This is a genomic window from Aeromonas sp. S41-2 (assembly GCF_027705845.1).
Classification (GTDB): domain Bacteria; phylum Pseudomonadota; class Gammaproteobacteria; order Enterobacterales; family Aeromonadaceae; genus Aeromonas; species Aeromonas hydrophila.
Genome location: NZ_JAPDCG010000001.1, coordinates 743791 through 770127 on the forward strand (window position 1 = coordinate 743791; position 26337 = coordinate 770127).

Annotated in this window: 24 protein-coding genes, 1 tRNA gene and 1 pseudogene; 10 read left to right on the top strand and 16 right to left on the bottom strand. The window is 59.8% G+C overall.

The window, feature by feature from the left end:
* Window positions 1-220: 220 nt before the first annotated feature.
* Window positions 221-529: a BolA family protein gene (locus OKC44_RS03365; RefSeq protein ID WP_011705060.1), complete on the bottom strand. Its 309-nt coding sequence runs from the start codon at window positions 527-529 to the stop codon at window positions 221-223.
* Between the two features lie 206 nt (window positions 530-735).
* Between OKC44_RS03365 and OKC44_RS03370 the strand changes: the two genes are divergently transcribed.
* The 6 genes from OKC44_RS03370 to OKC44_RS03395 all read left to right on the top strand — a co-directional run bounded on the left by OKC44_RS03370 (window position 736) and on the right by OKC44_RS03395 (window position 5951).
* A complete protein-coding gene (locus OKC44_RS03370) occupies window positions 736-1878 on the top strand; it encodes a methyltransferase (RefSeq protein WP_270811037.1) in 1143 nt (380 codons plus the stop codon).
* Window positions 1879-1902: 24 nt separating this feature from the next.
* Complete coding sequence (locus tag OKC44_RS03375) at window positions 1903-2475, top strand: YajG family lipoprotein (protein ID WP_011705058.1); 573 nt, start codon at window positions 1903-1905, stop codon at window positions 2473-2475.
* Window positions 2476-2490: 15 nt separating this feature from the next.
* Complete coding sequence (locus OKC44_RS03380) at window positions 2491-3042, top strand: peptidylprolyl isomerase (protein ID WP_005303575.1); 552 nt, start codon at window positions 2491-2493, stop codon at window positions 3040-3042.
* Between the two features lie 115 nt (window positions 3043-3157).
* Window positions 3158-3487, top strand: coding sequence for a hypothetical protein (locus OKC44_RS03385; RefSeq protein ID WP_223950584.1), 330 nt, complete (start codon window positions 3158-3160; stop codon window positions 3485-3487).
* Window positions 3488-3572: 85 nt separating this feature from the next.
* Window positions 3573-4952, top strand: coding sequence for an AmpG family muropeptide MFS transporter (locus OKC44_RS03390; RefSeq protein ID WP_017408629.1), 1380 nt, complete (start codon window positions 3573-3575; stop codon window positions 4950-4952).
* Between the two features lie 156 nt (window positions 4953-5108).
* A complete protein-coding gene (locus OKC44_RS03395) occupies window positions 5109-5951 on the top strand; it encodes a nucleoside-specific channel-forming Tsx family protein (protein WP_011705056.1) in 843 nt (280 codons plus the stop codon).
* A 102-nt stretch (window positions 5952-6053) separates the two neighbouring features.
* Here OKC44_RS03395 and OKC44_RS03400 read toward each other — a convergent pair whose 3' ends face one another.
* Entirely contained in the window at window positions 6054-6536 is a 483-nt protein-coding gene (locus tag OKC44_RS03400; protein ID WP_016349839.1) for a YajQ family cyclic di-GMP-binding protein, read from the bottom strand.
* A 357-nt stretch (window positions 6537-6893) separates the two neighbouring features.
* Here OKC44_RS03400 and OKC44_RS03405 point away from each other — a divergent pair, with 357 nt between their 5' ends.
* Together OKC44_RS03405 and OKC44_RS03410 are read left to right on the top strand one after the other, a co-directional pair.
* Entirely contained in the window at window positions 6894-7841 is a 948-nt protein-coding gene (locus OKC44_RS03405) for a ketopantoate reductase family protein (protein WP_270811039.1), read from the top strand.
* Window positions 7842-7874: 33 nt separating this feature from the next.
* Window positions 7875-8450 (top strand): DJ-1 family glyoxalase III, encoded by a 576-nt coding sequence (locus tag OKC44_RS03410; protein WP_270811041.1) that lies wholly within the window; start codon window positions 7875-7877, stop codon window positions 8448-8450.
* A 97-nt stretch (window positions 8451-8547) separates the two neighbouring features.
* Here the strand turns inward: OKC44_RS03410 and alsS are convergent, their stop codons facing one another.
* Together alsS and budA are read right to left on the bottom strand one after the other, a co-directional pair.
* Complete coding sequence (gene alsS, locus OKC44_RS03415) at window positions 8548-10218, bottom strand: acetolactate synthase AlsS (RefSeq protein ID WP_073349178.1); 1671 nt, start codon at window positions 10216-10218, stop codon at window positions 8548-8550.
* Window positions 10219-10245: 27 nt separating this feature from the next.
* Window positions 10246-11025, bottom strand: coding sequence for an acetolactate decarboxylase (gene budA / locus OKC44_RS03420; RefSeq protein WP_017787776.1), 780 nt, complete (start codon window positions 11023-11025; stop codon window positions 10246-10248).
* A 109-nt stretch (window positions 11026-11134) separates the two neighbouring features.
* Here budA and OKC44_RS03425 point away from each other — a divergent pair, with 109 nt between their 5' ends.
* Window positions 11135-12019, top strand: a complete 885-nt coding sequence (locus OKC44_RS03425) for a LysR family transcriptional regulator (RefSeq protein WP_219281635.1) — start codon at window positions 11135-11137, stop codon at window positions 12017-12019.
* A gap of 127 nt (window positions 12020-12146) precedes the next feature.
* Here the strand turns inward: OKC44_RS03425 and OKC44_RS03430 are convergent, their stop codons facing one another.
* From OKC44_RS03430 to OKC44_RS03470, 9 genes and pseudogenes are all read right to left on the bottom strand, one after another.
* Complete coding sequence (locus OKC44_RS03430; protein WP_219281743.1) at window positions 12147-12848, bottom strand: DUF2931 family protein; 702 nt, start codon at window positions 12846-12848, stop codon at window positions 12147-12149.
* Complete coding sequence (locus tag OKC44_RS03435) at window positions 12848-14848, bottom strand: T6SS phospholipase effector Tle1-like catalytic domain-containing protein (RefSeq protein WP_270811046.1); 2001 nt, start codon at window positions 14846-14848, stop codon at window positions 12848-12850. The genes OKC44_RS03430 and OKC44_RS03435 overlap by 1 nt, the downstream gene beginning before the upstream one ends.
* A complete protein-coding gene (locus OKC44_RS03440) occupies window positions 14848-15648 on the bottom strand; it encodes a DUF4123 domain-containing protein (protein WP_270811048.1) in 801 nt (266 codons plus the stop codon). Before OKC44_RS03440 ends, OKC44_RS03435 begins: the two co-directional genes overlap by 1 nt.
* Complete coding sequence (locus OKC44_RS03445; protein WP_333563235.1) at window positions 15645-16523, bottom strand: ADP-ribosyltransferase; 879 nt, start codon at window positions 16521-16523, stop codon at window positions 15645-15647. Before OKC44_RS03445 ends, OKC44_RS03440 begins: the two co-directional genes overlap by 4 nt.
* Window positions 16518-18428 (bottom strand): annotated as a pseudogene (locus OKC44_RS03450) (type VI secretion system Vgr family protein); the annotation flags it as partial. The pseudogene OKC44_RS03450 and the gene OKC44_RS03445, both read right to left, overlap by 6 nt.
* 10 nt (window positions 18429-18438) lie before the next feature.
* Complete coding sequence (locus tag OKC44_RS03455) at window positions 18439-18726, bottom strand: hypothetical protein (protein WP_270811049.1); 288 nt, start codon at window positions 18724-18726, stop codon at window positions 18439-18441.
* A 186-nt stretch (window positions 18727-18912) separates the two neighbouring features.
* Window positions 18913-19431 carry a type VI secretion system effector Hcp1 gene (hcp1, locus tag OKC44_RS03460; protein ID WP_011705044.1) on the bottom strand — a complete coding sequence of 173 codons (519 nt, stop codon included), beginning with the start codon at window positions 19429-19431 and terminating at the stop codon, window positions 18913-18915.
* A gap of 230 nt (window positions 19432-19661) precedes the next feature.
* The gene (locus tag OKC44_RS03465; protein WP_270811051.1) at window positions 19662-20432 is read right to left on the bottom strand and encodes a LuxR family transcriptional regulator; all 771 of its coding nucleotides are present in this window, start codon (window positions 20430-20432) and stop codon (window positions 19662-19664) included.
* A 562-nt stretch (window positions 20433-20994) separates the two neighbouring features.
* Window positions 20995-21082, bottom strand: a tRNA-Ser gene (locus OKC44_RS03470).
* 198 nt (window positions 21083-21280) lie between these two features.
* Here OKC44_RS03470 and OKC44_RS03475 point away from each other — a divergent pair.
* Entirely contained in the window at window positions 21281-22030 is a 750-nt protein-coding gene (locus OKC44_RS03475; RefSeq protein WP_270811052.1) for a DsbA family protein, read from the top strand.
* A gap of 130 nt (window positions 22031-22160) precedes the next feature.
* Here OKC44_RS03475 and galE read toward each other — a convergent pair whose 3' ends face one another.
* The 3 genes from galE to hcp form a co-directional block, all read right to left on the bottom strand.
* Window positions 22161-23186 (bottom strand): UDP-glucose 4-epimerase GalE, encoded by a 1026-nt coding sequence (galE, locus tag OKC44_RS03480; RefSeq protein WP_270811054.1) that lies wholly within the window; start codon window positions 23184-23186, stop codon window positions 22161-22163.
* A gap of 84 nt (window positions 23187-23270) precedes the next feature.
* Complete coding sequence (locus tag OKC44_RS03485; protein WP_270811056.1) at window positions 23271-24290, bottom strand: hybrid-cluster NAD(P)-dependent oxidoreductase; 1020 nt, start codon at window positions 24288-24290, stop codon at window positions 23271-23273.
* Between the two features lie 114 nt (window positions 24291-24404).
* The gene (gene hcp / locus OKC44_RS03490; RefSeq protein WP_118881748.1) at window positions 24405-26054 is read right to left on the bottom strand and encodes a hydroxylamine reductase; all 1650 of its coding nucleotides are present in this window, start codon (window positions 26052-26054) and stop codon (window positions 24405-24407) included.
* Between the last annotated feature and the right edge of the window lie 283 nt (window positions 26055-26337).

The following is a 26337-nucleotide window of genomic DNA, read 5'->3' on the forward strand; positions in this document are numbered from 1 at the left end:
AATTTAATCACGCGGCTTTTTTTCACGAAACCTCAGGCGCGGCTTCGAGTTAGCCATTATTACCTAAAAATAGGTAATGGTTTTTATGTTCAAAAAAGGATTAGAAATCTTGATGTCAGGGCGGGAGGTTGGCGTCCCCTTCCACAGCCCGGGACGCCACCGGAAAACGTTTATGAATTGTTAACTAGTCGCAGATTGAGTAATCAATTCGTCAATAGCCTTAGGAGAGGCCGTTTTTGCTGACGCAGCTGGGGGTGGTCGGTGCCTGCTCCCGCTGTTGCCACTCCTGCTCGGTATAGGTATGCAGCGCCAATGCATGAATGGCCCCTGCCAACTCTTCGGCCAGCACTCCGTTGACCTGACGATGACGCCCCAGCAGCCGCTGTCCTTCAAACGCCTGGCTCACCACCACCACCTTGAAGTGGCTCTCGGAGCCCGGTGCCACCCGGTGCATGTAGCTTTCGTTGATCACTTCCAGATGGCTGGGGGACAAGGCGGCGGCCAGCTTGGCCTCGATCTGTTGTTGCATGGTCACGAGCAAAACTCCCAAAGTGGATGTCCGGCCATTGTAGCCAGGGTTGGCCGGATGACGAAATCGTCCAGAACGGGAAAATGGCACGCTTTTCCCCCGCTGCCGTGGCGGCCGGGGCTGGTGAAATTCTCCGCCCCCGCTAGAATAGCGCCACTTTGCGCCCCGTCGGCGCCCGTTACATGAATCAGCTGGACACTTCGCCTATGCAAACTCTTCTCGACACGGCCCATTGTCGCCTGACCCTGTATCGCTATCCACGCCAGTTCCAGGATCCGTTGCAGGCCTGGGACGCCGCAGACGAGTACCTGATCAACACCCTGGCCGAAGAGCCCCTCGAGCGCGACGGCCCGGTCATCATCATGAACGACGGCTTCGGCGCGCTGGCCGCCTACCTGCACGGCCATGCTCCTGTCAGCGTGACCGACTCCCATATCAGCGAACGGGCCACCCTGGCCAACCTCGTGGAGAACGGCCTGGATCCCCATGCCATCCGCCTGCAGGATGCACTGGCCCCCCTGCCCGATGCCCCCGCACTGGTGGTGATCAAGGTCTCCAAATATCAGGCGCTGCTGGAGCAGCAACTGCTGGCCCTGCGCCAGGTGGCCACCCCCGCTACCCGCGTCATCGCCGCCGGCAAGGCCAAAGACATCCACAGCTCCACTCTGGCGCTGTTTGAAAAATACCTAGGGCCGACCCGCACCTCGCTGGCCTGGAAGAAGGCCCGCCTCATTCACTGCACCCCGGCCGCTACACCTGCCGAACGGCCCGCGCTGGCCAATCCCTTTCCCACGGTCTGGCCGCTGGAGGGCACCGACATGCTCATCCACAACCACGCCAACGTATTTTCACGCACCAGCCTGGATATCGGCGCCCGCTTCATGCTCGACAACCTGCCGATCCACAGCGCCCGCAAGGTGATCGATCTGGGTTGCGGCAACGGCGTGCTGGGGCTCTCCCTGCTGGCACGGGACGCCGAGGTGGAGGTGACCTTCATCGACGAGTCCCACATGGCGGTCGCCTCGGCCCGGCTCAACGTCGAACACAATCTGCCGGCAGCCCTGCCCCGCGCCCACTTCCTGGTCAACAACTGTCTCGACGGCGTGGCGGTCGGCTCGGTGGACCGGATCCTCTGCAACCCGCCGTTCCACCAGTTGCAGACGATCACCGACCATATCGCCTGGCAGATGTTCAGCGATGCCCATCGGGTGTTGCCCAAGGGCGGCGAACTCTGGATAGTAGGCAATCGGCACCTGGATTATCACAACAAGCTCAAGCGCCTGTTTGCCAACGCACAAGTCGTTGCGTCGAACAGCAAATTCGTTATTTTGAAAGCCATCAAACGCTAAACAGAAAGCTAAAGGAAACCCATGATGAAAAAGTCACTCTTGCTGCTGGCCGCCCTGATGCTGGGTGGTTGTGCGACTCACTGGCCGGAGACCGCCTTGCTCAACCCGCAGGTGATCCCCTCCAATCAGCAGTACTACTCCGGCAACCGCATCACCCTGGAAGGGGTGGACAAGCGTGAAGCCGCCTACGTCTTCTCCATCAAGAAGAAAGAGAAGGCTGCCGTGCTGGTCAACAGCGAACAGCCGCTCAACAACCTGCTGGCCGAAAAGCTGGCGGAAGGGCTGCGCAGCCAGGGGCTGGAAGTGGGCAACAGCGGTACCACCAACCTGACCCTCGCCATCTCCAGCGCTGCGGTCACGGTGGAAGAGAAGACCTTCACCTATGTCACCAAGTCCCGCGTCAGCCTCCAGGTGATCGCCGATTTCCAGGGCAGCAAGCTGACCAAGCAGTTCAACATGTCCTCCAGCAAGGAAGGTCCGGGTGAGCCGAGCATGGCCGAGCTGGAATCCATCCTGAACCAGCAGCTGGGCAGCCTGCTGCAGCAGATCATGGCGGACAACGCCCTGCGCGGGTATCTCAAGGGTCAGCCGAGCTGAGCGAGGAGCGGATAGATGAAAAAACTCTGGTTACTGGCCATGCTGATCGCCCCGCTGGCGTTCGCCGGCCCCAAGGTCAGGATGGAGACCAACCACGGCAATATCGTGGTGGAGCTGGCGTCCAAACAGGCGCCGCAGACGGTGAAGAACTTCCTGCGCTACGTGGCGGATGGCAGCTATGACGGCAGCATCTTCCACCGGGTGATCCAGGACTTCGTGGTGCAGGGGGGCGGCTACAACCAGCAGTTCCAGCAACTGCCGACCTTCGATCCCGTGGTCAACGAGTCCAAGGGCGGCCTGCCCAACAAGCGCGGCAGCATCGCCATGGCCCGCACCCAGGCGGTCGACAGTGCCACTCGCCAGTTCTACTTCAACCTGGTCGACAACAACAACCTCAACGCCAATGCCGGCGCCGGTTATACCGTGTTTGGCCAGGTGGTGCAGGGCATGGAGGTGCTGGACAAGCTGGCCCAGGTGCAGACCGGTTACAGCCCGATCCTGCGTGCCAATGACGTTCCCACCAGCCCCATCATCCTGAAGAAAGTGGTGCTGCTGGCAGACAAATAACGCGGAGCGGATCACATTCCGCTACCCCGCGCGCTGGGTCGCCGGCGCCCCTTTCTATACTCTGGCCTTGCCCCGCTGTTCGGGACTAGGCCCACAAGAGGAGAAGGAGGTTCCGGTGACCTGCAATGATTACATCGCCCAGCACGCCATCCCGCTGGCCCAGACGGTTCGTCACTTTCTGGCACGAGAGATCCCCTATCAACAGCTCGAAGATCTGAGCTGGCAGTTGTTGTCCCACTGGCAGGATCTGCCCCAGGTTCCCGCCGACAAGACCCCGGCCTCCGAGCGGGAGGGGGTATTCTGGCACCTGCTGCACAGCCTGCATCAATGGGATGAACAGCAGATCATTGCCGACGTCTGGCTGCGCCTGCAGCTGATGGAGTGCGCCAATTACCTGACCACGGACGGGCCGCTGCCGCGCCACTGCATCGGTCTGCGCCCCTGAATCGCGCAACGCCACCCCCGGCTTGCCTTGGCTATCCCTCTCGAACCTGACAAAATGGCGCAATTTTCCCAGAGGAGTCAGGTATTTGAACACTGTCCGTACACCGAGCTGGCGAGACTCGCTCGCCGTCTACCTTGAGACTCGGGTTCTCATCCTGTTTGCCATGGGCTTCTCTTCCGGCCTGCCGCTGCTGCTGGTGTTCGGCACCCTGTCGTTCTGGCTGCGCGAAGCGGATGTCAGCCTGACCGACATCGGCTACATGAGCTGGGTGGCGTTGGCCTACGGCTTCAAGTGGCTGTGGTCACCGCTGGTGGATCGGCTGCCGCTCCCGCTGCTCTCCCGCTGGCTGGGCCGGCGCCGCAGCTGGATGCTGTTCTCCCAGTTGCTGATCGCCGCCTCGCTGGTGGGCATGGCCTTCTGCGATCCCAAGACCCAGCTCGCCCAGCTGGCCCTATTCGCCCTGCTGGTGGCATTTGCCTCTGCCACCCAGGACATCGTCATCGACGCCTATCGCATCGAGTCGGCCCCCGAGCGGCTGCAGGCAGCCATGGCAGCCTCCTACATGACCGGTTACCGGCTGGCGATGATCATGGCCGGCGCCGGCGCACTGGCGCTGGCGGCCTGGCTCGGCAGCAACAGCGGTTATGACTACAACGGCTGGCGACTCACCTATCTGCTGATGGCGGGATTGATGTCCCTCGGCGTCATCACCACTCTCTGTTGTCATGAACCGGTGATCGACCTTGCCAGCCAGAATGAGCAGCAGGCGGCCCACAAGGCCTTGTTGCTCGCTCGTGGCTGGCCCGCCTCGCTGGCCGGGCTCGGCGCCTGGAGCCACGAAGCCATCTGGTGTCCGTTTGCCGACTTCTTCCGCCGTTACGGCGGCTCTGCCCTGCTGATCCTCGGGCTCATCGCCTGTTATCGCATCTCGGACGTGGTGATGGGGGTGATGTCCAACAGCTTCTACGTGGACATGCAGTTCAGCAAGACCGAGGTGGCCACCATCACCAAGGTGTACGGGGTCATCATGACCCTGGTGGGGGCCGCATTGGGTGGCGTGCTGGTGATGCGCTTTGGCACCCTGCGCATTCTGTTCCTCGGCGCCCTGCTCACCGCCAGCACCAATCTGCTGTTCGCCCTGCTCAACGAGGTGGGCCACAACCTCGAGCTGCTGACCCTGATCATCTCGCTGGACAACCTCAGCGCCGGCATTGCCACGGCCGCCTTCGTGACCTATCTGTCGAGCCTGACCAACGTGGCCTTCTCCGCCACCCAGTACGCCCTGTTCAGCTCGGTCATGCTGCTGCTGCCCAAGCTGCTGGCGGGTTTTTCCGGCCGTTTTGTCGAACAGTTCGGCTACAGCAGCTTCTTCATCAGCACCAGCCTGCTCGGTATTCCGGTGCTGATCCTGATCGTGCTGGTTGCCAAACGAGGAAGATCCTTGCTCTCGCAATCGGATAAATAGCAAGCGTTTGCGTAAAATTGGGGGTGATTAGATTCACACTTCCGAATAAAGTTCCCCGGTGCTGGTTTCTCCGATGAATTTATTTGGCTAGAATCCCTTCCGCTCCTTGTGGGCAGGCTACGGAAAACCTCAACTAACGCACAAGAGACCAATAAAATGGCCAAATTTACCAAGACTCTGATCGCTGCCGGTCTGCTGGCTGCCGCCGCTACCCCGGCCTTCGCTGCTGACTACAGCGGTGACATCCACAAGAATGACTACAAGTGGATGCAGTTCAACGTCATGCACACCATCGACCAACGTCCTTTCACCACCGGTGCTGAAGATTACAACGACACCTACTTCGAAATGGAATTCGGTGGTCGCTCCGGCCTGTTTGACCTGTACGGTTACGTCGACGTCTTCGATATCTTCGACTCCCGTCACAGCGACAAGCACAAGGGTCAGAACCTGTTCATGAAGTTTGCGCCGCGTATGTCTCTGGATGCGCTGACTGGTAAAGATCTCTCCTTTGGTCCGGTGCAAGAGGTCTACATCGCCTCCCTGAACAACATCGGCGACAACCAGATGGAGAACATGATCGGTCTGGGTGCTGATGTACAAGTGCCTTGGTTCGGCAAAGTGGGCATGAACCTGTATGCTCGTCACGCCACCGAAAACCAGTTCTTCACCGAAGAAGAGGGTGAGTGGAACGGTTACTGGTTCGCCATGAACTGGTTCAAGCCTTTCTACACCTTCAGCAACGGCAGCTTCGTCTCCTACCAGGGCTACCTGGACTACGCCTTCGATCTGGACACCCACAACCGTGCTGACCGTACCAGCGACAACCTGGCTACCTTCCACGGTATCTACTGGCACTCCGATCGCTACGCTGTCGGTTACGGCCTGAAGTACTTCATGGATGCCTACGGCACCAAAGATGGCTCCACTGCCTACGACGGTACCCCGTGGAAGAGCTCTGGCTTCAGCCACTACTTCTCCGTTACCTACAAGTTCTAATAGAACGGGTATCAGGGATACAAAAAACCGGAGCAGCTGCTCCGGTTTTTTTATGGCTTGCTGCCGGCAACAGGGGAGAGCCGCGCCCTCCCCCGGCCATCATCAGTCGCGGAAATTCTGGAACTGCATCGGCTGACCCAGCTCGGCGCCACGCACCAGAGCCATGGTCTCCTGCAGATCGTCACGCTTCTTGCCGGTGACGCGCACTTCGTCACCCTGAATGGCGGCCTGCACCTTGATCTTGGAATCCTTGATCAGCTTCACCAGCTTCTTGGCGATCTCTTTGTCGATCCCCTGCTTGAACTTCACGGTCAGGTGGAAGCGCTTGCCGGAGTGAACGCTGTCACCCACGTCCATGGAGCTGTTCTCGATGTTGCGCTTGAGCAGGGCAGCGCGCAGGATCTCGACCATCTGTTTGAGCTGGAAATCGGCATCGGCCTCCAGCTTGACCTCTTCCTTGTTCAATTCGAAGCTGGCTTCGACACCACGAAAATCGAAACGGGTCGCCAGTTCACGATTGGCGTTGTCGACGGCGTTCAACACCTCGTTCATTTTGACTTCAGAGACAATATCGAATGACGGCATAGTGGGCTCCTCATGTTGCGCTATAAGGGGGCAAATCTACCAGAATTACGGCAAATTTGCTGATTTCGATGGGGCTGCTCTGCTAGAATCCCCTGCGCACAGGAATGGCGAGACCCGTTAGAACCTGTTCATGATCTGCCGCGAGAGGTCGTCCGCAAGGTAAAGTGCTGCGCAGGAGCCGCCGTGTATATGAATACACCAGCTGCCGGTTCCCTATAAGCAAGTCTCATACAAGCCTTGATCACGACCTCGCAGCAAGATGATGAACTCGTTTCTGGTGTCCGCCAGGCGACATCTTCACTTATCCCCGGCAGGCGGTTGACTGGAATGCAGCCCCTACCTTGATTGAGTCTCTCCATGCCAAGCGGATCACGCGATTACAACCTGACACAAAGTCGACACACCTCCTCCCCCCAATGGACACTGCTGGGCTGCGGCGCCCTGGGCGGCGTCTTCGCCTCCCTGTTGACTCAAAGCGGCCAGGCCACTCGCGTCTTGCTGCGCGAGCGCCACCGCTCCACCCTGCACCCGGGCATCGACTTTACCTCGCTGGAGGGCCACACCCAGCTCATCAACATCGAACGCGGTTTCATCAGCCAGCCCGGCCAGATCAAACGGCTGCTGGTGATGACCAAAGCCGGCCAGGTCATCGAGGCGCTGACGCCGCTGGTGGGCCAGCTGGCGACCGACGTGCCCATCGTGCTGCTGCACAACGGCATGGGGATCGCCGAGCAGGTAGTCACCCTGTTCCCGCACAATCCGATCATCGCTGGCGTCACCAGCCACGGCGCCATGCAGAGCGGCCACTTCGTGTTCCGCCACACCGGCAAGGGCGAAACCTGGCTCGGCCCGGTCAACGAGGCGGCCAGAGCCCACGCCGCCCTGGCTGACGATCTGGCGGCCGCCCTCGGCCAGGCCGGCTGGGATGAACAGATCCAGGCGCGCCAGTGGCAGAAGCTGGCGGTCAACTGCGCCATCAACCCGCTCACCGCGCTCTACAAGCTCAAGAATGGCGAGCTGGCCGGTCCGCGTTTTGCCGATGCCCTGCAGCAGATCTGCGTGGAAGTGGCCGACGTGATGCAGGCCGAAGGCCAGCCCACCGGCAGCAACGAACTGCTGCGCCGGGTCATGACGGTGGTGGAGCTCACCGCCGACAATTACTCTTCCATGTATCAGGACATGGAACAGGGGCGCGAGACCGAGATCGAGGCCATCACCGGCTTCCTGCTGGCCCGGGCTGCCTGCCACGGCATCGCGGTGCCGGTCAATCAGGGTCTCTATCAGGCCATCAAAGAGAAGCAGTGAGCCCGGCGGGCTCGCCAACGCAAGGAGCAACGGATGAGCGTTCTGGTACTGGTGGCCCCCGGGTCGGAAGAGATCGAGACGGTCGCCATCGTCGATACCCTGGTGCGCGGGGCCATCGAGGTGGTGCTCGCCTCCTGTTGTCCGGCCGGGCAGCGCCAGATCCGCGCCTCCCGCGGCGTGCAGCTGGTGGCGGATTGCCACCTCGACGAGCTGGCTGACCAGGTGTTCGAGGCCATCGTCGTGCCGGGCGGCCTGCCCGGCAGCGAGGTTATCCGCGATACGCCGCGCGCCATCGCCCTGCTCAAGGCGCAGGCGGCAGCGCAGCGCTGGCGGGCAGCCATCTGCGCCGCCCCCGCCGTGGTGCTGCAGCACCACGATCTGCTGGGGGATGCCAGCGCCACCTGCCATCCCGGTTTTCAGGCCCGCCTCCCTGCGGCGCAGCTCAGCACGGTGCGGGTGGTGACCGATCAGGCCCATCGCCTGATCACCAGCCAGGGGCCGGGCACCGCCATCGAGTTCGCTCTCGAGCTGGTGCGGGTGCTGCGCGGCGACGAAGCCGCCCGTGCGGTGGCCGGCCCCATGGTGTTGCCCCCCTCGCTCATGCCCTGAGGGACTCTTCCTTTCGCAATGACAGAGCGCCCCTTGCCGATTGGCAAGGGGCGCTCTGCGTTGGGCGGACCGCTTCGCAGCCCGCCTCAGATCCGGCTCAACTGAGCATTTCGGGCCTGAGCTGCTCCATCAGCAGGTGGTTGTCGCTGTAATCCACCGGGATGGCCACCACCGCCGGCCCGCTCACCGCCATGGCGGCGCGCAATGTGGGTCGCAGATCCTCGGCGCAGGTGACGGCAAACCCGGCTGCCCCGAACGATTCGGCATAGGCCTTGAAGTTGATGGGGCCGAAGCTCACTCCGGAGCTGCGGCAGTACTTTTTCTCCTCCTGCATCGCCACCATGTTGTAGCCGTTATCGACCCAGATGATGTGCACTATGTTGGACTTGAGCCGCACCGCGGTCTCCAGCTCCATGCTCGACTGCATGAAGCTGCCGTCGCCGGACACCGAGATGATCTTCTCCCCCGGCCGCACCATGGCGGCCCCGATGGCCCAGGGCAGCGCCACCCCCATGGTCTGCTGGCCGTTGGAGATGAGCACCTGGCGAGCCCGGAAACTGTAGAGATAGCGGGCAATCCAGATGTGGAAGCTGCCCATGTCCACGCACAGGGTCATGTCCTGCCCGATGATGTCCTGCAGCTCCTTGACGATGCGCAGCGGATGAATGGGGGTGCCCCCCAGCCGGCCGGCATGTTCGGCGAGCTGATGGCGCTGGGCACGGATCTCGCCGAGCAGCGCGGTAATGGCCGGATCCCGCGCCAGCGGCTGGTGCAGCATCCGGGTCAGCCGTGCCAGGTTGGCGCTGATGGAACCCACCAGCTCCACCGCCGGGCAGTAGCTGCTGTCGATCTCCGCCGGCAGCGCATCGATGTGCAGCAGCTGACGCTCGCCGGTGCCATTCCACAGCACGGGGTCGTATTCGATGGGGCTGTAACCGATGCAGACCACCAGATCCGCATCCTGCAACAGCTTGTCCCCCGGCTGGTTGTTGAACAACCCCACCCGCCCGGCAAAGTCGTCGAAATGGTGGGTATCCACCACCCCGGCCGCCTGATAGGTCCCGGTCACCGGTAACCGGCTCTTGTCGAGGAAGGCGCGCACCGCGAGGGAGTTCTCCGGCCGGCTGGCCAGCAGACCGAGCAGCACCACCGGCTTGCGGGCCTGCGCCAGCAGGCTCAGCGCCCGATCGATGCCACGCTCGTCGGCCGCTCCCGGCTCGGGGATAGCGCTCGGCACCAGAATGGCGCCATCGGCCGGCTCGTTGATGATGTCCATCGGCAGGCTGACGAAGGCCGCCCCGGGCCGCCCCAGCTCGGCGCTGCGAAAGGCGTTGGCCATCACCTCGGAGAGGGCGGAGCCGGTGCCCACCTGGGCACTGAACTTGGTGACCGGCCGGCACAGGCTGACGGTATCCAGGCTCTGGTGAGTGAGCTTGAGGCCGTCAGCTCGCCGCACGGCACCGCCCAGCGCCACCATGGCATCCCCTTCCGAGGTGGCGGTGGCAAGACCGGTGATGAGGTTGGCGCAGCCCGGCCCCGAGGTCACCAGCGCCACCCCGGCCTTGCCGGTCAGTCGGCCGACCGCGGCGGCCATGAAGGCGGCATTCGCCTCATGACGCACCACTATGGTTTCGATGGGGGAGTCCTCCAGCGCATCGAATACCCTGTCGATCTTGGCCCCGGGAATGCCGAATACCTGCTTGACCCCTTGCGCCTCCAGATGGCGCACCACCAGTTCGGCCCCACAGGCCCAGTGTTGATTTTCCATGATGTCACTCCTTGTTTAGCGAAGGGCTCAGCCTTCGGCGGCGCGGATGGCGCGGTCCAGATCGGCGGGATTGAGGTCGGCCTGCTGAAAGGCCGGATTGCGAGGCAGCTCGATGTTGAGGTGTTGCACCACCGACAGCTGCAGCTGGCCGTGGCCCATGGCGTAGTCGAGGATGTGGCCGCCACCCCGGCGATCCTCGGTGATGAAGTGCTCGTGATAGCCTGCCACGTTGATCCCCTGCACGAAGGGCGGGCAACGAAAGCCCACCAGGGTGCCGCGGCGCTGGCTGAACGAGAACAGCGGCTGGGCCTCGATGGCCTCCAGCATGGGTTTGTAGGGGGGACTCTGACAGGGAACGGTGCGCACCTGCGCCTGTTCGAACAGGCCGTCGAGTCGAAAGGCGACGAAGACGTTGTCGGTGCCCACCAACCGATCCACCCACTGGTGGATCTCCTCGCGGCTCAGGGGGTGATCGAAGCGGCGCTGCAGGCAGGGGCGAAAGTGGGTCATCACCGCAAACGGGGTCTTCTGCTCCGCGCGGGCCGGGCGGGCCGAGCCGTCAGCCTTGAGCTGGTGGATCTGGCGCTCGAAGGCAATCAGCTCGCCGTCGAGCCGGTTGAAGGTCCCGAGGCCGAAGTCACCGTGGCGCAGCAGGTCGGCCATGGTGGTCTCCCCCTCGTAAACCCCCGCCAGCAGGGCACTCATCAGGGAGCTCTGGTAGACCTCACCGCCGCCCTGGCGAGCCTGCCAGCGGGCAAACTGCTGGCTGATTTCGATGGCGCAGTCACATGATGAATTGGTTTCCATTTGGATTTCACCTCCAATCCTGTTAGGTTGGCAAATCAGGATTCAATAGTGACCAAGATCACAGTTTGATACCAATATCCAAACCCATCAGCTTCGAGACGTACCAGATATGGAATTCCGTTACCTGCGCTACCTGGTGGCCGTGGCAGACAAACAGAGCTTTACCCGCGCTGCCGAGGCGCTGGGCATGGCCCAGCCGCCGCTCAGCCAGCAGATCCGCAAATTCGAACAGGAGGTGGGCACGCCGCTGTTTCACCGGCTGACCCGCAGTGTGGAGCTGACCGAGGCAGGGCTGAGCCTCTATCAGGATGCCAAGGGGATACTGGCGCAGACCGAGCAGGCCATGCAGAAGGCCAGGCGCATCGCTCGCGGCCAGCTGGGTTCGCTGCGCCTCGGCTTTGCCGGCTCCACCGTGCTGCACCCGAGCGTGCTGCAACTCATCCACGACTTTCGTCAGGCCTGGCCGGAGGTCAGCCTGCACCCCATCGAGAACAGCATGCCCAATCTGGTGCGCGATCTGGTGAGCGAGGAGCTGGATGCCGCCATCCTGCGCCTGCCCTGCAGCAGCAGTTCGGCGCTGGCCCACCACCTCATCGACGAGGAGGAGATGCTGATCGCCCTCCCCCCGCACCATCCGCTAGCCGGCAGTGGCGCCATCCCCATCGAGGCGCTGGCGCAGGATCCCTTCATCCTGTTCCCCCGCGAGCTCGGGCCCGGGCTGCATGACGCCATCACCCAGCGCTGCCAACGGGCCGGCTTCAGTCCCCACTTCGGCAGCCAGAGCCCACAGGTGATCTCCACCGTCGGCATGGTGCAGGCCGGCTTCGGTGTCGCCATCATCCCGCGCTCGGTCAGCGAGCTGCACCCCCATGGCGTCAGCTATCACCCCATCGCAGATGAGCCGCTCACTACCCGCATCAGCCTCGCCACTCGCCGGCATCCCCGTCAGAAAAGCCTGCAGCATCTGATTGGGCTGATCCCCGGCCATCATTGAAAGACAAACAAAAACCCCCATCGGCATAAGCTGATGGGGGTTCTGGCACCGTATTATTTCGCGAACAAATATTGGCCTGCTGAGTAATTCAACTCACCTTTATCGCCGGTTGAGATGAAACGAGTGGCTATTCAGACACAGGATTCACATCGGTGACGGGTTGGGTAGCACGGTAGGCATCCATGATGGGAGCCCAATCCATCCCGCTAGGAACTGGGTATTGCTTGAATAACGCGCCATATTTCTTATCAAAATCATCCATTCCATATTGGCGCACTATCGGTACTTTCTGATCATACCAATCATCGGTTACCTCTTCGGCTATGCCGCGGACAAGCAGTAGGTCAGGGCTGAGCTGCAATCCTCCTCCGGTTAATATGACCTCGAAATAACCACCAGGGGCCAAACCAAAATAGAGGCGATTTCGTCTATCATAACGCCCTTCAACCAAATACACCTGACGCATTTTCTGCTCTAGATCGATAGGTAAATCCACTTTGATGCGGTAGCGCTTGCGATCATGGAACGAAACCATCTCAATCACTGCTTTATCGGGTACGGGTACACCGTCTGTAGGCAGTCCTCCACCACCAGCCCAGTAATACTTTTTATTGATAAGTTTACTCTGACGAACGCCAGCGTTGCAGCCCCCTCCTGGATAACCCACCACCTTCTTACCTTGCCAGTAAAACTCTGCTTTGGTTGTACAAAAACTGTCAATATTAGAGCCTGTACCATAACGCCAAGAAAAAGGTTTGATCTGTGTATTCGCAGCACAAGCCAACAGAGGACAAAGCAGGCCAAGCACTAATATCCATCGTTTTAACATCATGACACCTTGTTTCCTATCAGCTCGCGCCTCTCTTTACTAATACTCGTTTCGTCTTTATTGGTATGGGCCGGATTTGCAATGCCCTTATTGCTGGCACTGTGGTGGAGATAGTCACGACGCAAGGCGCGGTAAACATCGGGCGATAATTTATGGGTCAAGTTCTTGGCGACCTTCTGTTCGATAGCAGATAAGGCCCAAAGTTTATCCAGCGCCTTCAAGTCAGCCTCTGGCCGCTTGATAGAGAGCGGCTCAAGCTGCAATGCTCTATCATCCGGCATCCACGCTTTAAACGGCACCCCCACAGCCCGGCCCGCCTCAACCATCATATGTAACGGAATACGGGAGTATTCTCCCTCAACTACCCTGCTCATCAGCACTTCTACATAGACCGACTTTTTCCCGGGGCCTGTGCCATTTTTCCCCTCGGGACGCCGGAAGGAGTAAGGTTTCAGACTGATCGCTCCCAGCGGTGGCACGGCGCCACGAGGCAGGTTGGGGTTGATACGAGTGACCCAGCCCAACGTTCGTTTCTCCTCAGCATATGCCTTGGCTTTTTGATAGGCACTGCTCTCGGCATCTGGTGTTGTAACAGTTTCAACACTCATAAAACGCTCCAACTCAATGCACTCGACCAGGGCTGGATCGCTGTTGGGATTGCTCAAGCTCCAACGGCTATAATAACCACCACCTATGTCAGAGTGAGCCCCCGGTAGCGCCAGTTCAGTAAAGTTAGCAGGAGTGCTGGTGCCGGCAGCATCTTCTGTAATGCGTGATAGCGGGAAGTATTTGCGAACTTCATCCAACGCGGTGAGATGTACCACCCGCTCTGCACAATCTGCTTTGAGTTGAATATTGACACTGCGGTTGTAAGAGGAAACAACGGTATCGAACAGCCCCACAAAGGTAAAGCGCACATCGTCGCGGCTAGCCCAATCAAATCCTGCCTTAAGGCGAATATCCGGGCTATTCGCCATAGCCTGCACCAATGGATGATCGGATTTTTGGTCGATAGTATTGACAAAATGGCGAGCAGCAGCAGAGCCCCGACTAAAGCCAAAAACATCGAATACGATGCGATGGATGCAGCCGATACTTGGTAAAACATCACGGAGATCATCTTGAATCCCCATCAGAATTGTATCTGTGCAAGCTTGCGTCACCTTTCCAATGATGGAGGTGTTTTCTCCACCAAAATCGAGATCAAAGCCTTGGGTCAGGGTATCGTCCGAACGATATTTAGGGCCATTTTTTCCCGCAATAGGATCGCGAGTTCCAATACCACTGATATAGGCTCTCGCACTCAACGTTTCTGCGCCAAATAAATATTGGTCATTAAGTTTCCAAACATTGGTTACGTCGTTAGCCGAACTCCCTTCAACCGGGCTTTGCCCCATCTGGCAGCCCTGTAACTCTTTCTCCCGCTGCGCCGGATCTGAGCAGGTTTCCAGAAGCCACTGCTCTACTTTTTGCAACCCCGCCTGGGCGTTGTGGGTGTTGTTACCCGTGCCGTCAAAAAACACCCCAATCCGCAAGATATTGATCTGATAGCCTTTAACTGCAATCACATAGGAATGCTTGGTGAAAAAGCGAGTAGGCTGAGCCTGTCCTGCCTGATGTCCTTTCGGTAGCGGCTGTTCTGGTTCGGTGAGGCAGAGATCGCCGGTGGTCACCTTGATATGCTCTCGTTTGACGTCGCAGTGCCCGAGTAACTTGTCTGTATAGGCGGGTACCTGTGTGGTCTCACCCTCCTTGAGGGCCTCACGGGACTGCGCCGCCTTGAGCCAGGCTGGCGTCTCGATTTTTACTGTCACCGGGCCAACTGCAAACCCTCGCACCAGGGTGGGTCCATCCTTCAGGGTGATCGTCTCTGACTTGCCTGTTTCGTCAGTCAAAGTGGCCTTGAGCCCCTTGAACGAACGGTTGTGCTCATCGCGAATGTCTACCTCTATCCAGTTATCATAACGTTCACAAGGGATACAATGGGGATCTGCCGCCATCAGGATACTCCTGTCAATTCGTGATGTTTGTTCAGCCATTTGGCTACCTGAACCAGCTCATCGTCGGTCAGCATCAAAGGCCCCCGTATCTCTTCAAGAGGCATATTGGCCTGCAAGGTCAAGACGCCAGCCACCACACCATCGCGCACATCCTCTTGCAGCCCATCCAAATTGGCCTGTTTGAGTATGGGTAAAATGGCCCCAGCCGGGTCAGGGTGGCGCTCCATCATAGCCGTCATGGTCTGCCATAACCGCCGCCGCAAGATGTAGGCATGACGGTTTTCGTCGTAGAGCCCAGCCAGATGATGAGGCCGGATATGAAACCAGGGGGTTTGCAATGCGGGTTGGAACCGGGCATGAGGCGTGCGAGAGAAGACCTTGCCATGGATCCAGAGCCCGGAACAGGGCCCCAGCACACTATCGCGTTCATCAGGGGTCATGGCGCTGAGCATGGGCAAGAAAATGCGTGGGTCAGAGAAACGGAACCAGGCAGCTTCTCCCTCCCGTATCGCTTCTATCAGGCTCTGCCAATGGCGGCGGATCAGCTCCACTGATTGGTCGCTGATCAGGTAGAAGCCGCTCAGGGCGGGATTGGCCATCATGAACTCAGCGGAAGGCGCTGGCAGCAACCAGGGCCCCAACGCAGACTGCTCATCGAAAGCGGTACCGGCAAAAAGTGGATTGGCATTCTCTCCGTCATAGGTATAGAAATCTGCCACGGCTGACGCCGCTAGTGCTCCATCGATGACGGCATATATTTCACCCGCTTGCTTGCCAGCGAGCCAATCAGATAACGTCATAATACGGAAACCTCAATCAGTCGCTTGATCCTGCTGCGGTTATCCGATGCATTGTCAGAAGTTGGAATCGTATTGAGCAAGGAGTCAAAATCTCCGCTCATGGAGGAAACCACTCGATCGACCCTGAGTCTGGTCTGGGTCGGAAACAGCATTTCTGCTTCCCCCTTGAAGTGTGCTGCGTCTCCCAACAGACGACCACCATGACCGGCAGGCAGGCGGATCTTCAACAAGGTATCGTTGACCCAGGCCTTGTCCGGTGAGGTACTCATGAATCCTGACTCAACAACGATATTGCCCACCCCTGTGAACTGATCTTTCAGGGCTGCAAGCTCCGGCTTGTCCAGCGCCAGGCCCCGGTAGACGAAAGACAAATCAGGTGAAGCCGGCAATTTCGCCAGACCAGCCTCCACATCGGCAACATAGGCCTTCATTGCCTGGTCAAACTCACTCGCAGATGTAGGCTCATCATTCAAATAGCTGCGACTAAGCAGGGTATCGATGGCCTCTCGCTGCTTGTAGGGGCGATCACGCAAATAGTTATTGAGCAATGTGTACCCTTGCGCCGAATAGTATCTAAGTGCTTCATCCGCTTTGGATATCTCTACCGTCGCCCACTTCTTTGCCGGCTTTTTGCCTTCCCCTGTGGCCGCAACGGGTAGCGGCGGCGGTGGCATCATTGGGCCTCCGGCAAGCTGGGGTGGGGCGGGCGGTGGAGCTGGTGGGCCCCCGGCAGGCGGAGGTGGTACAGGTAGTGGAGCGGCTGGACAAGGCTTGGCCAGCGGTGCCATGGACTCCATGCTCTTTTGAATGGCGCTCGCCGGGATAGTGGCTGGTGGTGCGGGTGGTACTTTGACGGCCCCCGGCAAGCCGGGCATCTGACCCGCCCAACCGGAGCCCGAGCCGGGACTGCCGCCGGAGTTCATCTTGATGGAGCCACCGCTTAGCGTGACACCACCGGCATCCAGCTTCACAAAGCTGCCGCCCACCTTGAGGGTCAGCTCAGCACCAGCCTCCATCACGATCTTCATGCCCGCCTTGTGGTGTACTTCACTGGCCGCCTCCACCAACAGGGACTGCCCCAGCTTCTGGTGCAGGCTGGCATCCACTGTCAGCGAGTAGTCGGCTTTTATCTGGTCACGCTTCTCGCCCTCCACCGTCAGATGGTCGTTGGCCTTGATGCGGGTCACCCGCTCGTTGTCGATATCGGTGTGCTGGTCGTGCTTGATGTGCCAGACGGCATCGTTCTCGATAAGCACATTCAGGTCTTTCTGACCGTGGATGTAAATCTCTTCCTGCCCCGCCTGGTCTTCAAAGCGCAGCTCGTTGAAGCCCTCACCCTGATGGGTCTCGGTGCGCAACACGGTACGAGTCTTGTTGGCCGGCAGCTCATACGGCGGCCGGTTGGTGGCGTGATAGGTGCGACCGGTCACGATGGGCTGGTCCGGGTCACCTTCCAGAAACGAGACGATGACCTCGTGGCCGATGCGCGGGATAGCCATCATGCCGTACTGGCCGCCCGCCCAGCCTTGCGAGACCCGCACCCAGCAGGAGCTCTGGTCGTTGGAGCTGCCGTAGCGGTCCCACGGGAATTGCAGCTTGACCCGGCCGTGCTCGTCGCAGTAAATCTCCTCCCCGTCGGGGCCCACCACCATGGCGATTTGCGGGCCATCCACCATCGGCTTGTGAGGGGCCTCCGGGCTGCCGATGCGGGCGCGCCAGGTGGTGCTCGCTTTCATCACGCTAAATTCGTTGTGGTAGACGGTGGGGCCACTTCCCCCCTCCTCTTCCAGCGCCTGCGGCTGCAAGCCGGTATGCTGGATGCGTACGATTTGCCAGTCGGTGTTGAGGTTGCCGTTGGGATGTTCAGTGAGCGAGAAGCTCTGCCCCGGCTGCAAGGCGGCGCAGTTGGACTTAGCCTGGCCCGCCACCGCGTCATTGCGAAGCGCATCCAGCCGGTGCTGGGCAAACGCCTTGCCGCTGCCGTCCTGCTTGTAGCGGCCCGGGAAATCGAAGTGCTGGTAGGTACCCCGCTGGTGAGAAAGCTCCGCCCCCACTTTCTTGTGGGAGAGGCCATAAGCCGGGGTCTTGAAGCTGTAGTCTTTGAGCTCCACATCGCTCGAACGCACCGCCTCCCGGTAGTGGAACTGCCGCACATAGGGGCCTTGCTCGAGGGAACGATTGCCGAGGTTGAAGAAGAGCTCGGGGCCGGCCGTCAGGGCAGCCGCGTCGTCGGCAAACACGATGCGGTGCTTGCCCGCTTCAAACTCGTGGAAATAGAACATCCCCTCTTCGGCGGCGAGGCGGTTCACGAAATCGAGGTCGGTTTCCCGGTACTGAACGCAGTACTCCCGCTTGGCGTGCTCGTTTTTGAGCGCAAAGGCGTAATCGGTGATGCCGTGCTCTTGCAACAGGATGGAGAGGATTTCGTCAGGCTTCTGCGCCTGGAAGATGCGGGCGTTCTGGCGCAAAGAGAGCCGCCACAGGGCCGGCTGCACCATGAGCTGATAGCGGGTGCGGCGAAAGCCGCTGTCACCCTGCGCGAAGTCACTCACCACCCCGCAGACCCGGCGCTGCAGCTCGCCGTTGTACCACACCAGCAGCTCGCACGGCTGGTCCAGCACGGCGCCAAAGTCGATGTCGGGCTGGGCACTCGCCAACTCAAGGCGCAGCTTGAACGGCCGGTTCAGCGCTTCATCCAGTGCAAACTCGGCCACAACGAAGGTGCTCTCGGGCAGGGCCCCCACCTTAACGGTAAATTGTAATCCTGTGCTGTCTGCCATGAAGCGCTCCTTAACCTGCCTGTCCGCTACCTGAGCCAATCACCACGCCGCCGCAGCCGACGGCGGTACCGGTCACGGCAATGAGTTGGCCGCCACACCGCAAAGTACGCTGGCGACCAGAGGTGCTGTGCGGACGGAGGGGATTGTCGGATTTATCGTAAGGGGCCAGCGGCTCATCCTGCCGGGACGCCAATTTGCCACCGAGGGAACGCCCAGAGCTGACTGAAATCACGAGAGATGGGAAAAGCCCATCGCGATCGATGAGCACGTCACCGGACGATGCAATGGTGGAACACATGACGACTGGCCTCTGTTGTGCTTTGCAATAAGGTCGCCTCGCAGCCATATGGCAAAACACAAAAGCTCCGACCGCATCCAGCTGAACAGGTCGGAGAAAGCTTGCACGGGCCTGACGACAGCTGACACTGCCATCGTCAGGCCATAGGGTGCACTACAAGGAATAACGGCAATAAGAGATCGAGCGTTAGGCCTCGATCGGCGCGCGCCAGTCGTCTGCACCGGAAGTACCGGCAACGGTGTGCTCCCAGTTGATCTTGCGATAGGCCAGAGAGACCTGGATCAGCTGGGTGAAGTCAGACTTCGCCGGATCCTGGCAGTGCGGCATCTGGCAGTCGATGTCAACGATGGTGGCATCGGTCAGCACGGTAGAGAAGAAGTGCTCCTGCTTGCCCTCGACGGAGGTGCGGTACCACTTCAGGGTCACTTTCGGCAGCATTTCGCCGGAGGCCAGAGAGTTGTACATCAGCGGTACGGCCTTGTTCAGTGCAACGGTGAACTTGAACGGCTTGTGGACACGCTGACCAGCAGGCTGACCGGATTGCGGGTCAGTCGGGACGGTCACGACGTGCTGGAACTCTTGCACCAGCATCTCGTCTTCGTGACCTTGCACGAAAATATTGCCGACGGAATCGGAAGTGAAGGCACCAGCGGTGATATTGCCCTGGGTTTTACCTTCGATGCTGATATAACATGGAGTTGGCATGTGTATGCTCCTGATTGGTTGAACGGTAATGACACTCGACCGAACCAGTTAGCAGCGACCATGCCACTCTTTTTTATAGTTATTTTTCAAAGGATTAAGTAAAAGGTAAGCCGTCCTACCGGATACATGGCGCAAAAAGTTGCAACCAACAGACTATTGCACCATTAGTTCTTGCACTCGCAGTGGAACATCTCGCCACCTACGCAACAAGTTGCTTGCAACAAACATAATCACTGCTTCTCATCCACGTTGGCGACCAGCGCCATCTCCACATTCAACCTGACCATCCCCTGCTTCAATGCCCATGAAATGGCCTGGCTCTTGGTGCTGGCCCCCAGCTTGCTGACCACATTGTTCAGATGAAACGTCACGGTACGGGGAGTGATCCCCAGGATCTGGGCAATATCGCTCACCTGCTTGCCTTCCGCCGCCCAGCGACACACCTCCAGCTCTCGCAAACTCAACGCATCGTGCGGCGACAGACCGGCCAGACAGACCCGGGCCACCGCCTCGAAAATATGCATGGAGAGCCAGCTGATAAAGGGCACCGCAGAGAGCCATTGCTGGCTGGTACGAGGCGTACTGGTGATAAAAGAGAGCAGGCCGACATGACCGTTGGCACCGTGCCAGGGCAGGGTGATGCCATCGCAAATGCCGTACTCGCTGGCCAGCTGCATCACCTCCCGGCCCTGCTCATCACAACGCTCCTCATCGTTCACCACATCGGCCCACAGAATGGGGGTGCTCCTGGTCATGGCACATTTGACGATGGGGTCGATGGCAAAGAAGCCGCTGCTGGTGTAAGTATCCACCCAGGCCTGCGGACAGCCGTTGAAAATGATGACATCCGGGCGCTGGATGGTACTGGGAAAGATCAGGGCCAGGCGAAAATAGTCGAATCCCATGCGACCGCTCAGCTCGCGCAGCAGGGTCACTATGGTGCGCTCGTCAGCGGCCGTCTCGAACTGGCCGATGAGATCCAGCGCGTGCAGGGTATTCATCTCTGAGGTATGAGGATTGTGCACAAGGTAGGCTAGCCAAACATGGAAACATGCTGAATGTTAACAAGCGTCAACAGATGACACACTCCGGCATATAGGAAAATCAGAACTCTCCCACACTTTATGCTATCGAACCGTGATTTTTGTAATGAAATGCTACAGAAAACCTCAAGCGTTCCACCAGCAACCAGTCGTGACCCCTACGGATATTAAGCATTGCAACATTTGCCATGGCTCTCTCCCTCACCGGTGGTCAACAACCCTCAGCTCCTTCCTGCATCACGCAACAGAAGGTGCTCAAGTTGTGGCTGAGGAGCCAGCGAGACGAGATCCCCACCGACCAGTGCGAAGATCAGGGCCGACGGAGATGATCGATACGCTTGGCTGTCCGGTGATGGTCTGACAGTGAACACTGAGCAAAACAGGCGGGAAAACAGCGAGCTTTAGCCAAGCGTCGGAATATACGTGATAAAGATGGCTTGTCCGACCACAGTCAGAATGAAAGCGAGGATTTGAATAGCAAAAAGGCCATCCTTTCGGATGGCCTTTTGGGCTGAATAAATGGCGGAGGAGGTGGGATTTGAACCCACGGATGGTCGCCCATCGCCGGTTTTCAAGACCGGTGCATTCAGCCGCTCTGCCACCCCTCCGCGACAGTGCGGCGAATATTACCCATGGCGATCGCCCTTGTAAATCCCCTCGCCGCTCGTTTGCCGATTTATTGGGCTAAATGACGCACAAAGCCGCCAATTTGAGCATAACCAGCGCTTTTTCAACCAGATAACTTGACTTGAAAACAGACTCACCCACTATAGTCAGCATCACGAAATCCCCAGCAAGATGGACTTATGAAAATCAAACATGCCCTGCTTTGCGCCCTGACGGGTGTCACCCTGCTTGCGGCGCCGGTTCAGGCGAGCGAACTGACCAAAAGCGACGTGGAACAGATAGTGCGCGACTATCTGGTCAAGAACCCGGAAATTCTGGTCGAAATGTCCAATGCCCTGCGCGCCAAGCAAGAGAGCCAGCAGGCCGAGAGCGACAAGACCTTGATCAAGGCACACGCCAAGCAGCTCTATAGCAACCAGGATCCGGAGAGCGGCAATCCCAAGGGCAGCCTGACCGTGGTCGAATTCTTCGACTACAACTGCGGCTACTGCAAACGCGCTCACCCGCTGATCAAGCAGCTGCTGGCGGAAGACAAGGACATTCGCTACATCTACAAGCAGTTCCCGATCCTGAGCGAGACCTCCTACTTAGCCGCCCGCGCCGCCCTGGCGGTACAGCTGGGTCAGCCCGACAAGTACCAAGCCTTCCACGAGAAGCTCTACGCCCATCAGGGCCCGCTGGCCGACGAGGCACAGGTGAAGCAGCTGGCGGAAGCAGCCGGCGTCAACTGGAGCAAGGTTGAAGCCAAGATCAAAGATGGCAGCATCGATCAGAATCTCGGCACCAACCGGGCACTGGCCGAAGCCATGAGCATCTCGGGCACACCGGCCTTCATCATCGGCGATCAGATCCTGCGCGGCGCCCCCCGTGATCTGGCCAGCCTGAAAGGCTTCATCAAGGATGTGCGCGCCGGCAAGAGCATTCAGTAATCCCTCTCCGGCACATAAAAAAACGCCCCGGCATGCCGGGGCGTTTTGCTATTCATGCTGCAAACCATCAGGCCTGATGGGCCGTCGCGAGAAGCTGTCAGCAAAGCGAAGAGCAGCGCATGACCCTTGATCACGGCTTCGCAGCAGGGCCATAACCGTTCGGGTTCTGGCTTTGCCAGCGCCAGGTATCCACCATCATCCGCTCCAGACCACGCTCGGCCTGCCAGCCCAGCTCGGCACGGGCCTTGTGCGGTTCGGCCCAGCACTCGGCGATGTCGCCGGGGCGACGGGGCTTGATCTGGTAGGGAATGGTGCGACCGCTGGCCGCTTCAAATGCCTTGATCATCTCCAGCACCGAATAGCCCTGACCTGTACCCAGGTTGTAGGTAAAGACCCCGGTATCCGACGCGATGCGCGCCAGCGCTTTGAGGTGACCGATGGCGAGATCCACCACGTGGATGTAATCGCGTACCCCGGTACCGTCCGGCGTCGGGTAGTCGTTGCCAAACACCCCCAGCTCCTTGAGCTTGCCCACACCGACCTGACTGATATAGGGCAGCAGGTTGTTGGGAATGCCGTTGGGATCTTCCCCGATGAGGCCGCTCTCGTGGGCACCGACCGGGTTGAAGTAGCGCAGCAGCACGATGGCCCAGCGGGGATCGGACTTGGCGAGATCGCGCAGGATCTCTTCGACCATCAGCTTGGAACGGCCATAAGGGTTGGTGGCGCTGGTGGGGAAATCTTCCCGCAGTGGTACCGAGGCCGGATCGCCATAGACGGTGGCCGAGGAGCTGAACACCAGCCGGAATACGCCTGCCTTGGCCATCTCTTCGCACAGCACCAGAGTGCCGGTGATGTTGTTCTGGTAGTAGGTGAGCGGGATCTGGCTCGACTCACCGACTGCCTTGAGCCCGGCGAAATGGATCACCGACTCGATCTGGTGGGTGGCAAACAGCTGCTGCAGGTAGGCCCGGTCCAGCACATCCCCTTCGACGAAGATGACCGGCTTGCCGGTGATCCGCTCGACCCGTTTGAGCGATTCGGGGGAGGAGTTGGAGAGGTTGTCCAGCACCACGACCTGCAGCCCGACATTCAAGAGTTCAACCAGGGTATGGGAGCCGATATAGCCGGCGCCCCCTGTGACCAGAATTGTCATTTTATATCCCGCGTTCGACTGAAACTGGAGCTGAGTCTACCCGCCCGGCCCTGTTGCGAAAAGAGCGGGATGCTCATGACCCCCTCAATAGTCGACGCTGACATCCCCGCTGGCGGTGCAGGAACAGGCCAGTGCCACCCCGCGCTCGAGATCCTGTGCACTCAGGGTCATCACGCTCTGGCGCTCGATTTCGCCCTCCGTGGTACAGCGACAGGCCCCACACACCCCGGCGCGGCAGGCTGCCATCATGGTCTCCCCCGCCCCCTCCAGCGCCGCCAGCAGGGTCTGACCCGGCAGGATCTTCACCTTCTTGCCGCTCTTTTTGAGGGTCAGCCAGAAGTGGTCGCTGCCGGCCGCAACTGGCGCCGCACTCGATGTTCCAGCAGGCAGGCCGAACGACTCCTGGTACAACTGCGCTGCCGGCAGTCCCAGCTCCGCCAGCATAGTGCAGACGGCGGTCATGTAGGGGGCAGGCCCGCACAGATAGACGTGGCGTGCGAGCAAATCTGGCGCCAATTCCCTCAGCATCTCCGGTATGAGCCGGCCAACCCAGGGATAAGCCGTTGGCGCCTCATCCCCTACTTTCTCCAGCACTAAAGCGTGGCGCACGCCGGAATGAGCAGCGGCCAGCGCAGCCAAATCGTCTGCGAAGATCACATCCTCCGGCGAGCGGGCACTGTGAATGAAGCGGATGTCGGCGTCCGGCCGTTTGGCCAGCTCGTCACGCAGCATGGCCCACATGGGGGTGATGCCGGAACCGGCGCTCAAGAGCAGCGGCCGCTCGCAGGGCAAGGCAGTCAGGTTGAAGTCGCCGAAGGGGCCATCCACCCGGATCTCGTCCCCCACTTGCAGGGTCTGATGCAGATGGTGGGAGACCAGTCCGACATCCTTGATGGTGACCTGCCAGCAGGTATCCTGCGGGCTGGAAGAGAGGGTATAGGCACGGCAGTGGGGCTGGCCGTCAATCTCGGTGTGCAGCGTCACGCACTGGCCGGCCAGCACGGCGGGCAGGCTGCCCGTCTGCGGCACGAACTGCCAGCTCGCCACGTCGTGGGTATCCGCCCGGCGGCCGATGCACCTGAGGGTGAGGGAGGTGGAGGTCATCGCAAGGCTCCTCTTGCTGAAAAATGTTGGAAAGGGGTCGTTAAAAAAAGGCGAGCCATCAGGCTCGCCAAAGGCTTACAACATGCTGAGCGTGTAAGGCGGATGTGGCGCCGCTCAGGCCGCCAGGATCTCTGCGAGATCGGCTTCTGCGGTGGTGGTTCCTTTCAGGCCAAATTGCTCTTCCAGCACCTTGAGCAGAGCCGGGGTGAGGAAGGCCGGGGCGGTCGGGCCGGTACGGATGTCCTTCACACCCAGTGCCAGCAGGGTGAGCAGAATGACGATGGCCTTTTGCTCGAACCAGGAGAGCACCAGGGTCAGCGGCAGATCGTTGACACCGCACTCGAACGCTTCGGAGAGCGCCAGCGCCAGCTGGATGGCGGAGTAGGCATCGTTGCACTGACCCACGTCCAGCAGACGGGGAATGCCACCGATGTCGCCGAAGTCGAGCTTGTTGAACTTGTACTTGCCGCAACCCAGGGTCAGCAGCAGGCTGTCCTGCGGGATCGCCTTGGCAAACTCGGTGTAGTAGGCGCGCTCGGCACGGTCACCGTCACAGCCACCGACCAGGAAGAAGTGGCTGATTTCGCCGGCCTTGACCTTGTCGATCACCGCCGGGGCAGCCTGCATCAGGGCGTTGCGGGCAAAGCCGATGGTGATGAAGTGTTCCAGCTCAACGTGCTTGAAGCCTTCCAGCGCTTGCGCCTTGGCGATCACGGCGGAGAAATCTTCCCCTTCCAGGTGGGTCACGCCCGGCCAACCGACGATGGAGCGGGTGAAGATACGATCCGAGTAGTTGCCCACGTTCGGGTCGATGATGCAGTTGGAAGTCATCACCACCGCGCCCGGGAAGTTGGCAAACTCCTTCTGCTGGTTCTGCCAGGCAGAGCCGTAGTTGCCCACCAGGTGCGGGTACTGCTTGAAGAAGGGGTAGGCCAGCGCTGGCAGCATCTCGCCATGGGTGTAGACATTGATGCCGGTGCCCTTGGTCTGTTCCAAGATGAGCTTGAGATCCACCATGTCGTGACCGGAGACCAGGATGCACTTGCCCGGAACCGGAGTGACGCGAACCTGAGTCGGCTCGGGGTGGCCGAAGGCGGTGGTTTCACCGAGATCCAGCATCTCCATGATCTTGAAGTTGAGCAGGCCAATGTCCATGGCGCACTTGAACAGCGGATCCAGATCGCTCGGATCCGTACCGAGCCAGCTCATGATGCGATGGAATTCGGCGGCTACCCCGACATCCTGCTGATCCAGCACCCGGGCGTGTTCCATGTAGGCAGCGGCGCCCTTGAGGCCGTAGAGGCAGAGCAGGCGCAGCCCCATGATGTCTTCGTTGACTTCGTTCTTGCCACGGTTGACTGCGGTCTGCGGCGCCTGGGCCAGCTGGGCCAGCAGATCGGCACCCGGCTCGAAACGGGCGGCAGCGGGCAGTGTGTCGGCCTGCACCGCCAGCGGTGCCAGCTTGGCGGCCAGTTGCTGACGATAGGTCAGCGCCTGGTTGACATAGGCCACGATGCGGGCGGAGTCAAAGTTGACGTTGGTGAGGGTGGCAAAGAAGGCCTTGGGCACGAAGGCGTCGATCTCGCTGTCGACGATGCCGTGCTCTCGGGCGGCCAGCGCCCAGGCGCTGAGCCCCTGCAGGGTATAGATCAGCACATCCTGCAGATCCGAGGTTTCAGCCGTCTTGCCGCACATACCTTGTGCATAGGCGCAGCCGTTGCCTGCCGGGGTACGAATTGTCTGTTCACATTGCACACAAAACATCATGCCTCTCCCAATTGGACATTTCAGTTGTTTGTTTTGTGGCGATTCTATTCCTACGGCTCAGAACTTAATAGGCATTCAATTTGCCAATTCAATTTTCATTGATGCAGATCAAAAACAAAAAAGCCGCCCAAACAGGGCGGCAAGCGGGTGGATAAAAGGAGAGACAACTCAGGTTTGCAACAGAACACGATAATGGAACGGGCTGGGCTGGCATCTGGTCAGGCAGGTCCAGCCCTTCGCTTCATCAAGCCGGCATACTTCGCAGCGTCCGGCATGATTG

Bases quoted from the DNA above. Each gene is read 5' to 3' on its own strand.
- OKC44_RS03375 (WP_011705058.1), top strand. From the start codon at position 1,903: ATGAAAAAGTCACTCTTGCTGCTGGCCGCCCTGATGCTGGGTGGTTGT.
- hcp (WP_118881748.1), bottom strand. From the start codon at position 26,054: ATGTTTTGTGTGCAATGTGAACAGACAATTCGTACCCCGGCAGGCAAC.
- OKC44_RS03400 (WP_016349839.1), bottom strand. From the start codon at position 6,536: ATGCCGTCATTCGATATTGTCTCTGAAGTCAAAATGAACGAGGTGTTG.
- OKC44_RS03435 (WP_270811046.1), bottom strand. From the start codon at position 14,848: ATGGCGGCAGATCCCCATTGTATCCCTTGTGAACGTTATGATAACTGG.
- OKC44_RS03440 (WP_270811048.1), bottom strand. From the start codon at position 15,648: ATGACGTTATCTGATTGGCTCGCTGGCAAGCAAGCGGGTGAAATATAT.
- OKC44_RS03475 (WP_270811052.1), top strand. From the start codon at position 21,281: ATGAAAATCAAACATGCCCTGCTTTGCGCCCTGACGGGTGTCACCCTG.
- OKC44_RS03425 (WP_219281635.1), top strand. From the start codon at position 11,135: ATGGAATTCCGTTACCTGCGCTACCTGGTGGCCGTGGCAGACAAACAG.
- OKC44_RS03445 (WP_333563235.1), bottom strand. From the start codon at position 16,523: ATGCCCGGCTTGCCGGGGGCCGTCAAAGTACCACCCGCACCACCAGCC.
- budA (WP_017787776.1), bottom strand. From the start codon at position 11,025: ATGGAAACCAATTCATCATGTGACTGCGCCATCGAAATCAGCCAGCAG.
- OKC44_RS03485 (WP_270811056.1), bottom strand. From the start codon at position 24,290: ATGACCTCCACCTCCCTCACCCTCAGGTGCATCGGCCGCCGGGCGGAT.
- OKC44_RS03430 (WP_219281743.1), bottom strand. From the start codon at position 12,848: ATGTTAAAACGATGGATATTAGTGCTTGGCCTGCTTTGTCCTCTGTTG.
- OKC44_RS03395 (WP_011705056.1), top strand. From the start codon at position 5,109: ATGGCCAAATTTACCAAGACTCTGATCGCTGCCGGTCTGCTGGCTGCC.
- OKC44_RS03370 (WP_270811037.1), top strand. From the start codon at position 736: ATGCAAACTCTTCTCGACACGGCCCATTGTCGCCTGACCCTGTATCGC.
- galE (WP_270811054.1), bottom strand. From the start codon at position 23,186: ATGACAATTCTGGTCACAGGGGGCGCCGGCTATATCGGCTCCCATACC.
- hcp1 (WP_011705044.1), bottom strand. From the start codon at position 19,431: ATGCCAACTCCATGTTATATCAGCATCGAAGGTAAAACCCAGGGCAAT.
- OKC44_RS03365 (WP_011705060.1), bottom strand. From the start codon at position 529: ATGCAACAACAGATCGAGGCCAAGCTGGCCGCCGCCTTGTCCCCCAGC.
- OKC44_RS03410 (WP_270811041.1), top strand. From the start codon at position 7,875: ATGAGCGTTCTGGTACTGGTGGCCCCCGGGTCGGAAGAGATCGAGACG.
- alsS (WP_073349178.1), bottom strand. From the start codon at position 10,218: ATGGAAAATCAACACTGGGCCTGTGGGGCCGAACTGGTGGTGCGCCAT.
- OKC44_RS03465 (WP_270811051.1), bottom strand. From the start codon at position 20,432: ATGAATACCCTGCACGCGCTGGATCTCATCGGCCAGTTCGAGACGGCC.
- OKC44_RS03455 (WP_270811049.1), bottom strand. From the start codon at position 18,726: ATGTGTTCCACCATTGCATCGTCCGGTGACGTGCTCATCGATCGCGAT.
- OKC44_RS03380 (WP_005303575.1), top strand. From the start codon at position 2,491: ATGAAAAAACTCTGGTTACTGGCCATGCTGATCGCCCCGCTGGCGTTC.
- OKC44_RS03405 (WP_270811039.1), top strand. From the start codon at position 6,894: ATGCCAAGCGGATCACGCGATTACAACCTGACACAAAGTCGACACACC.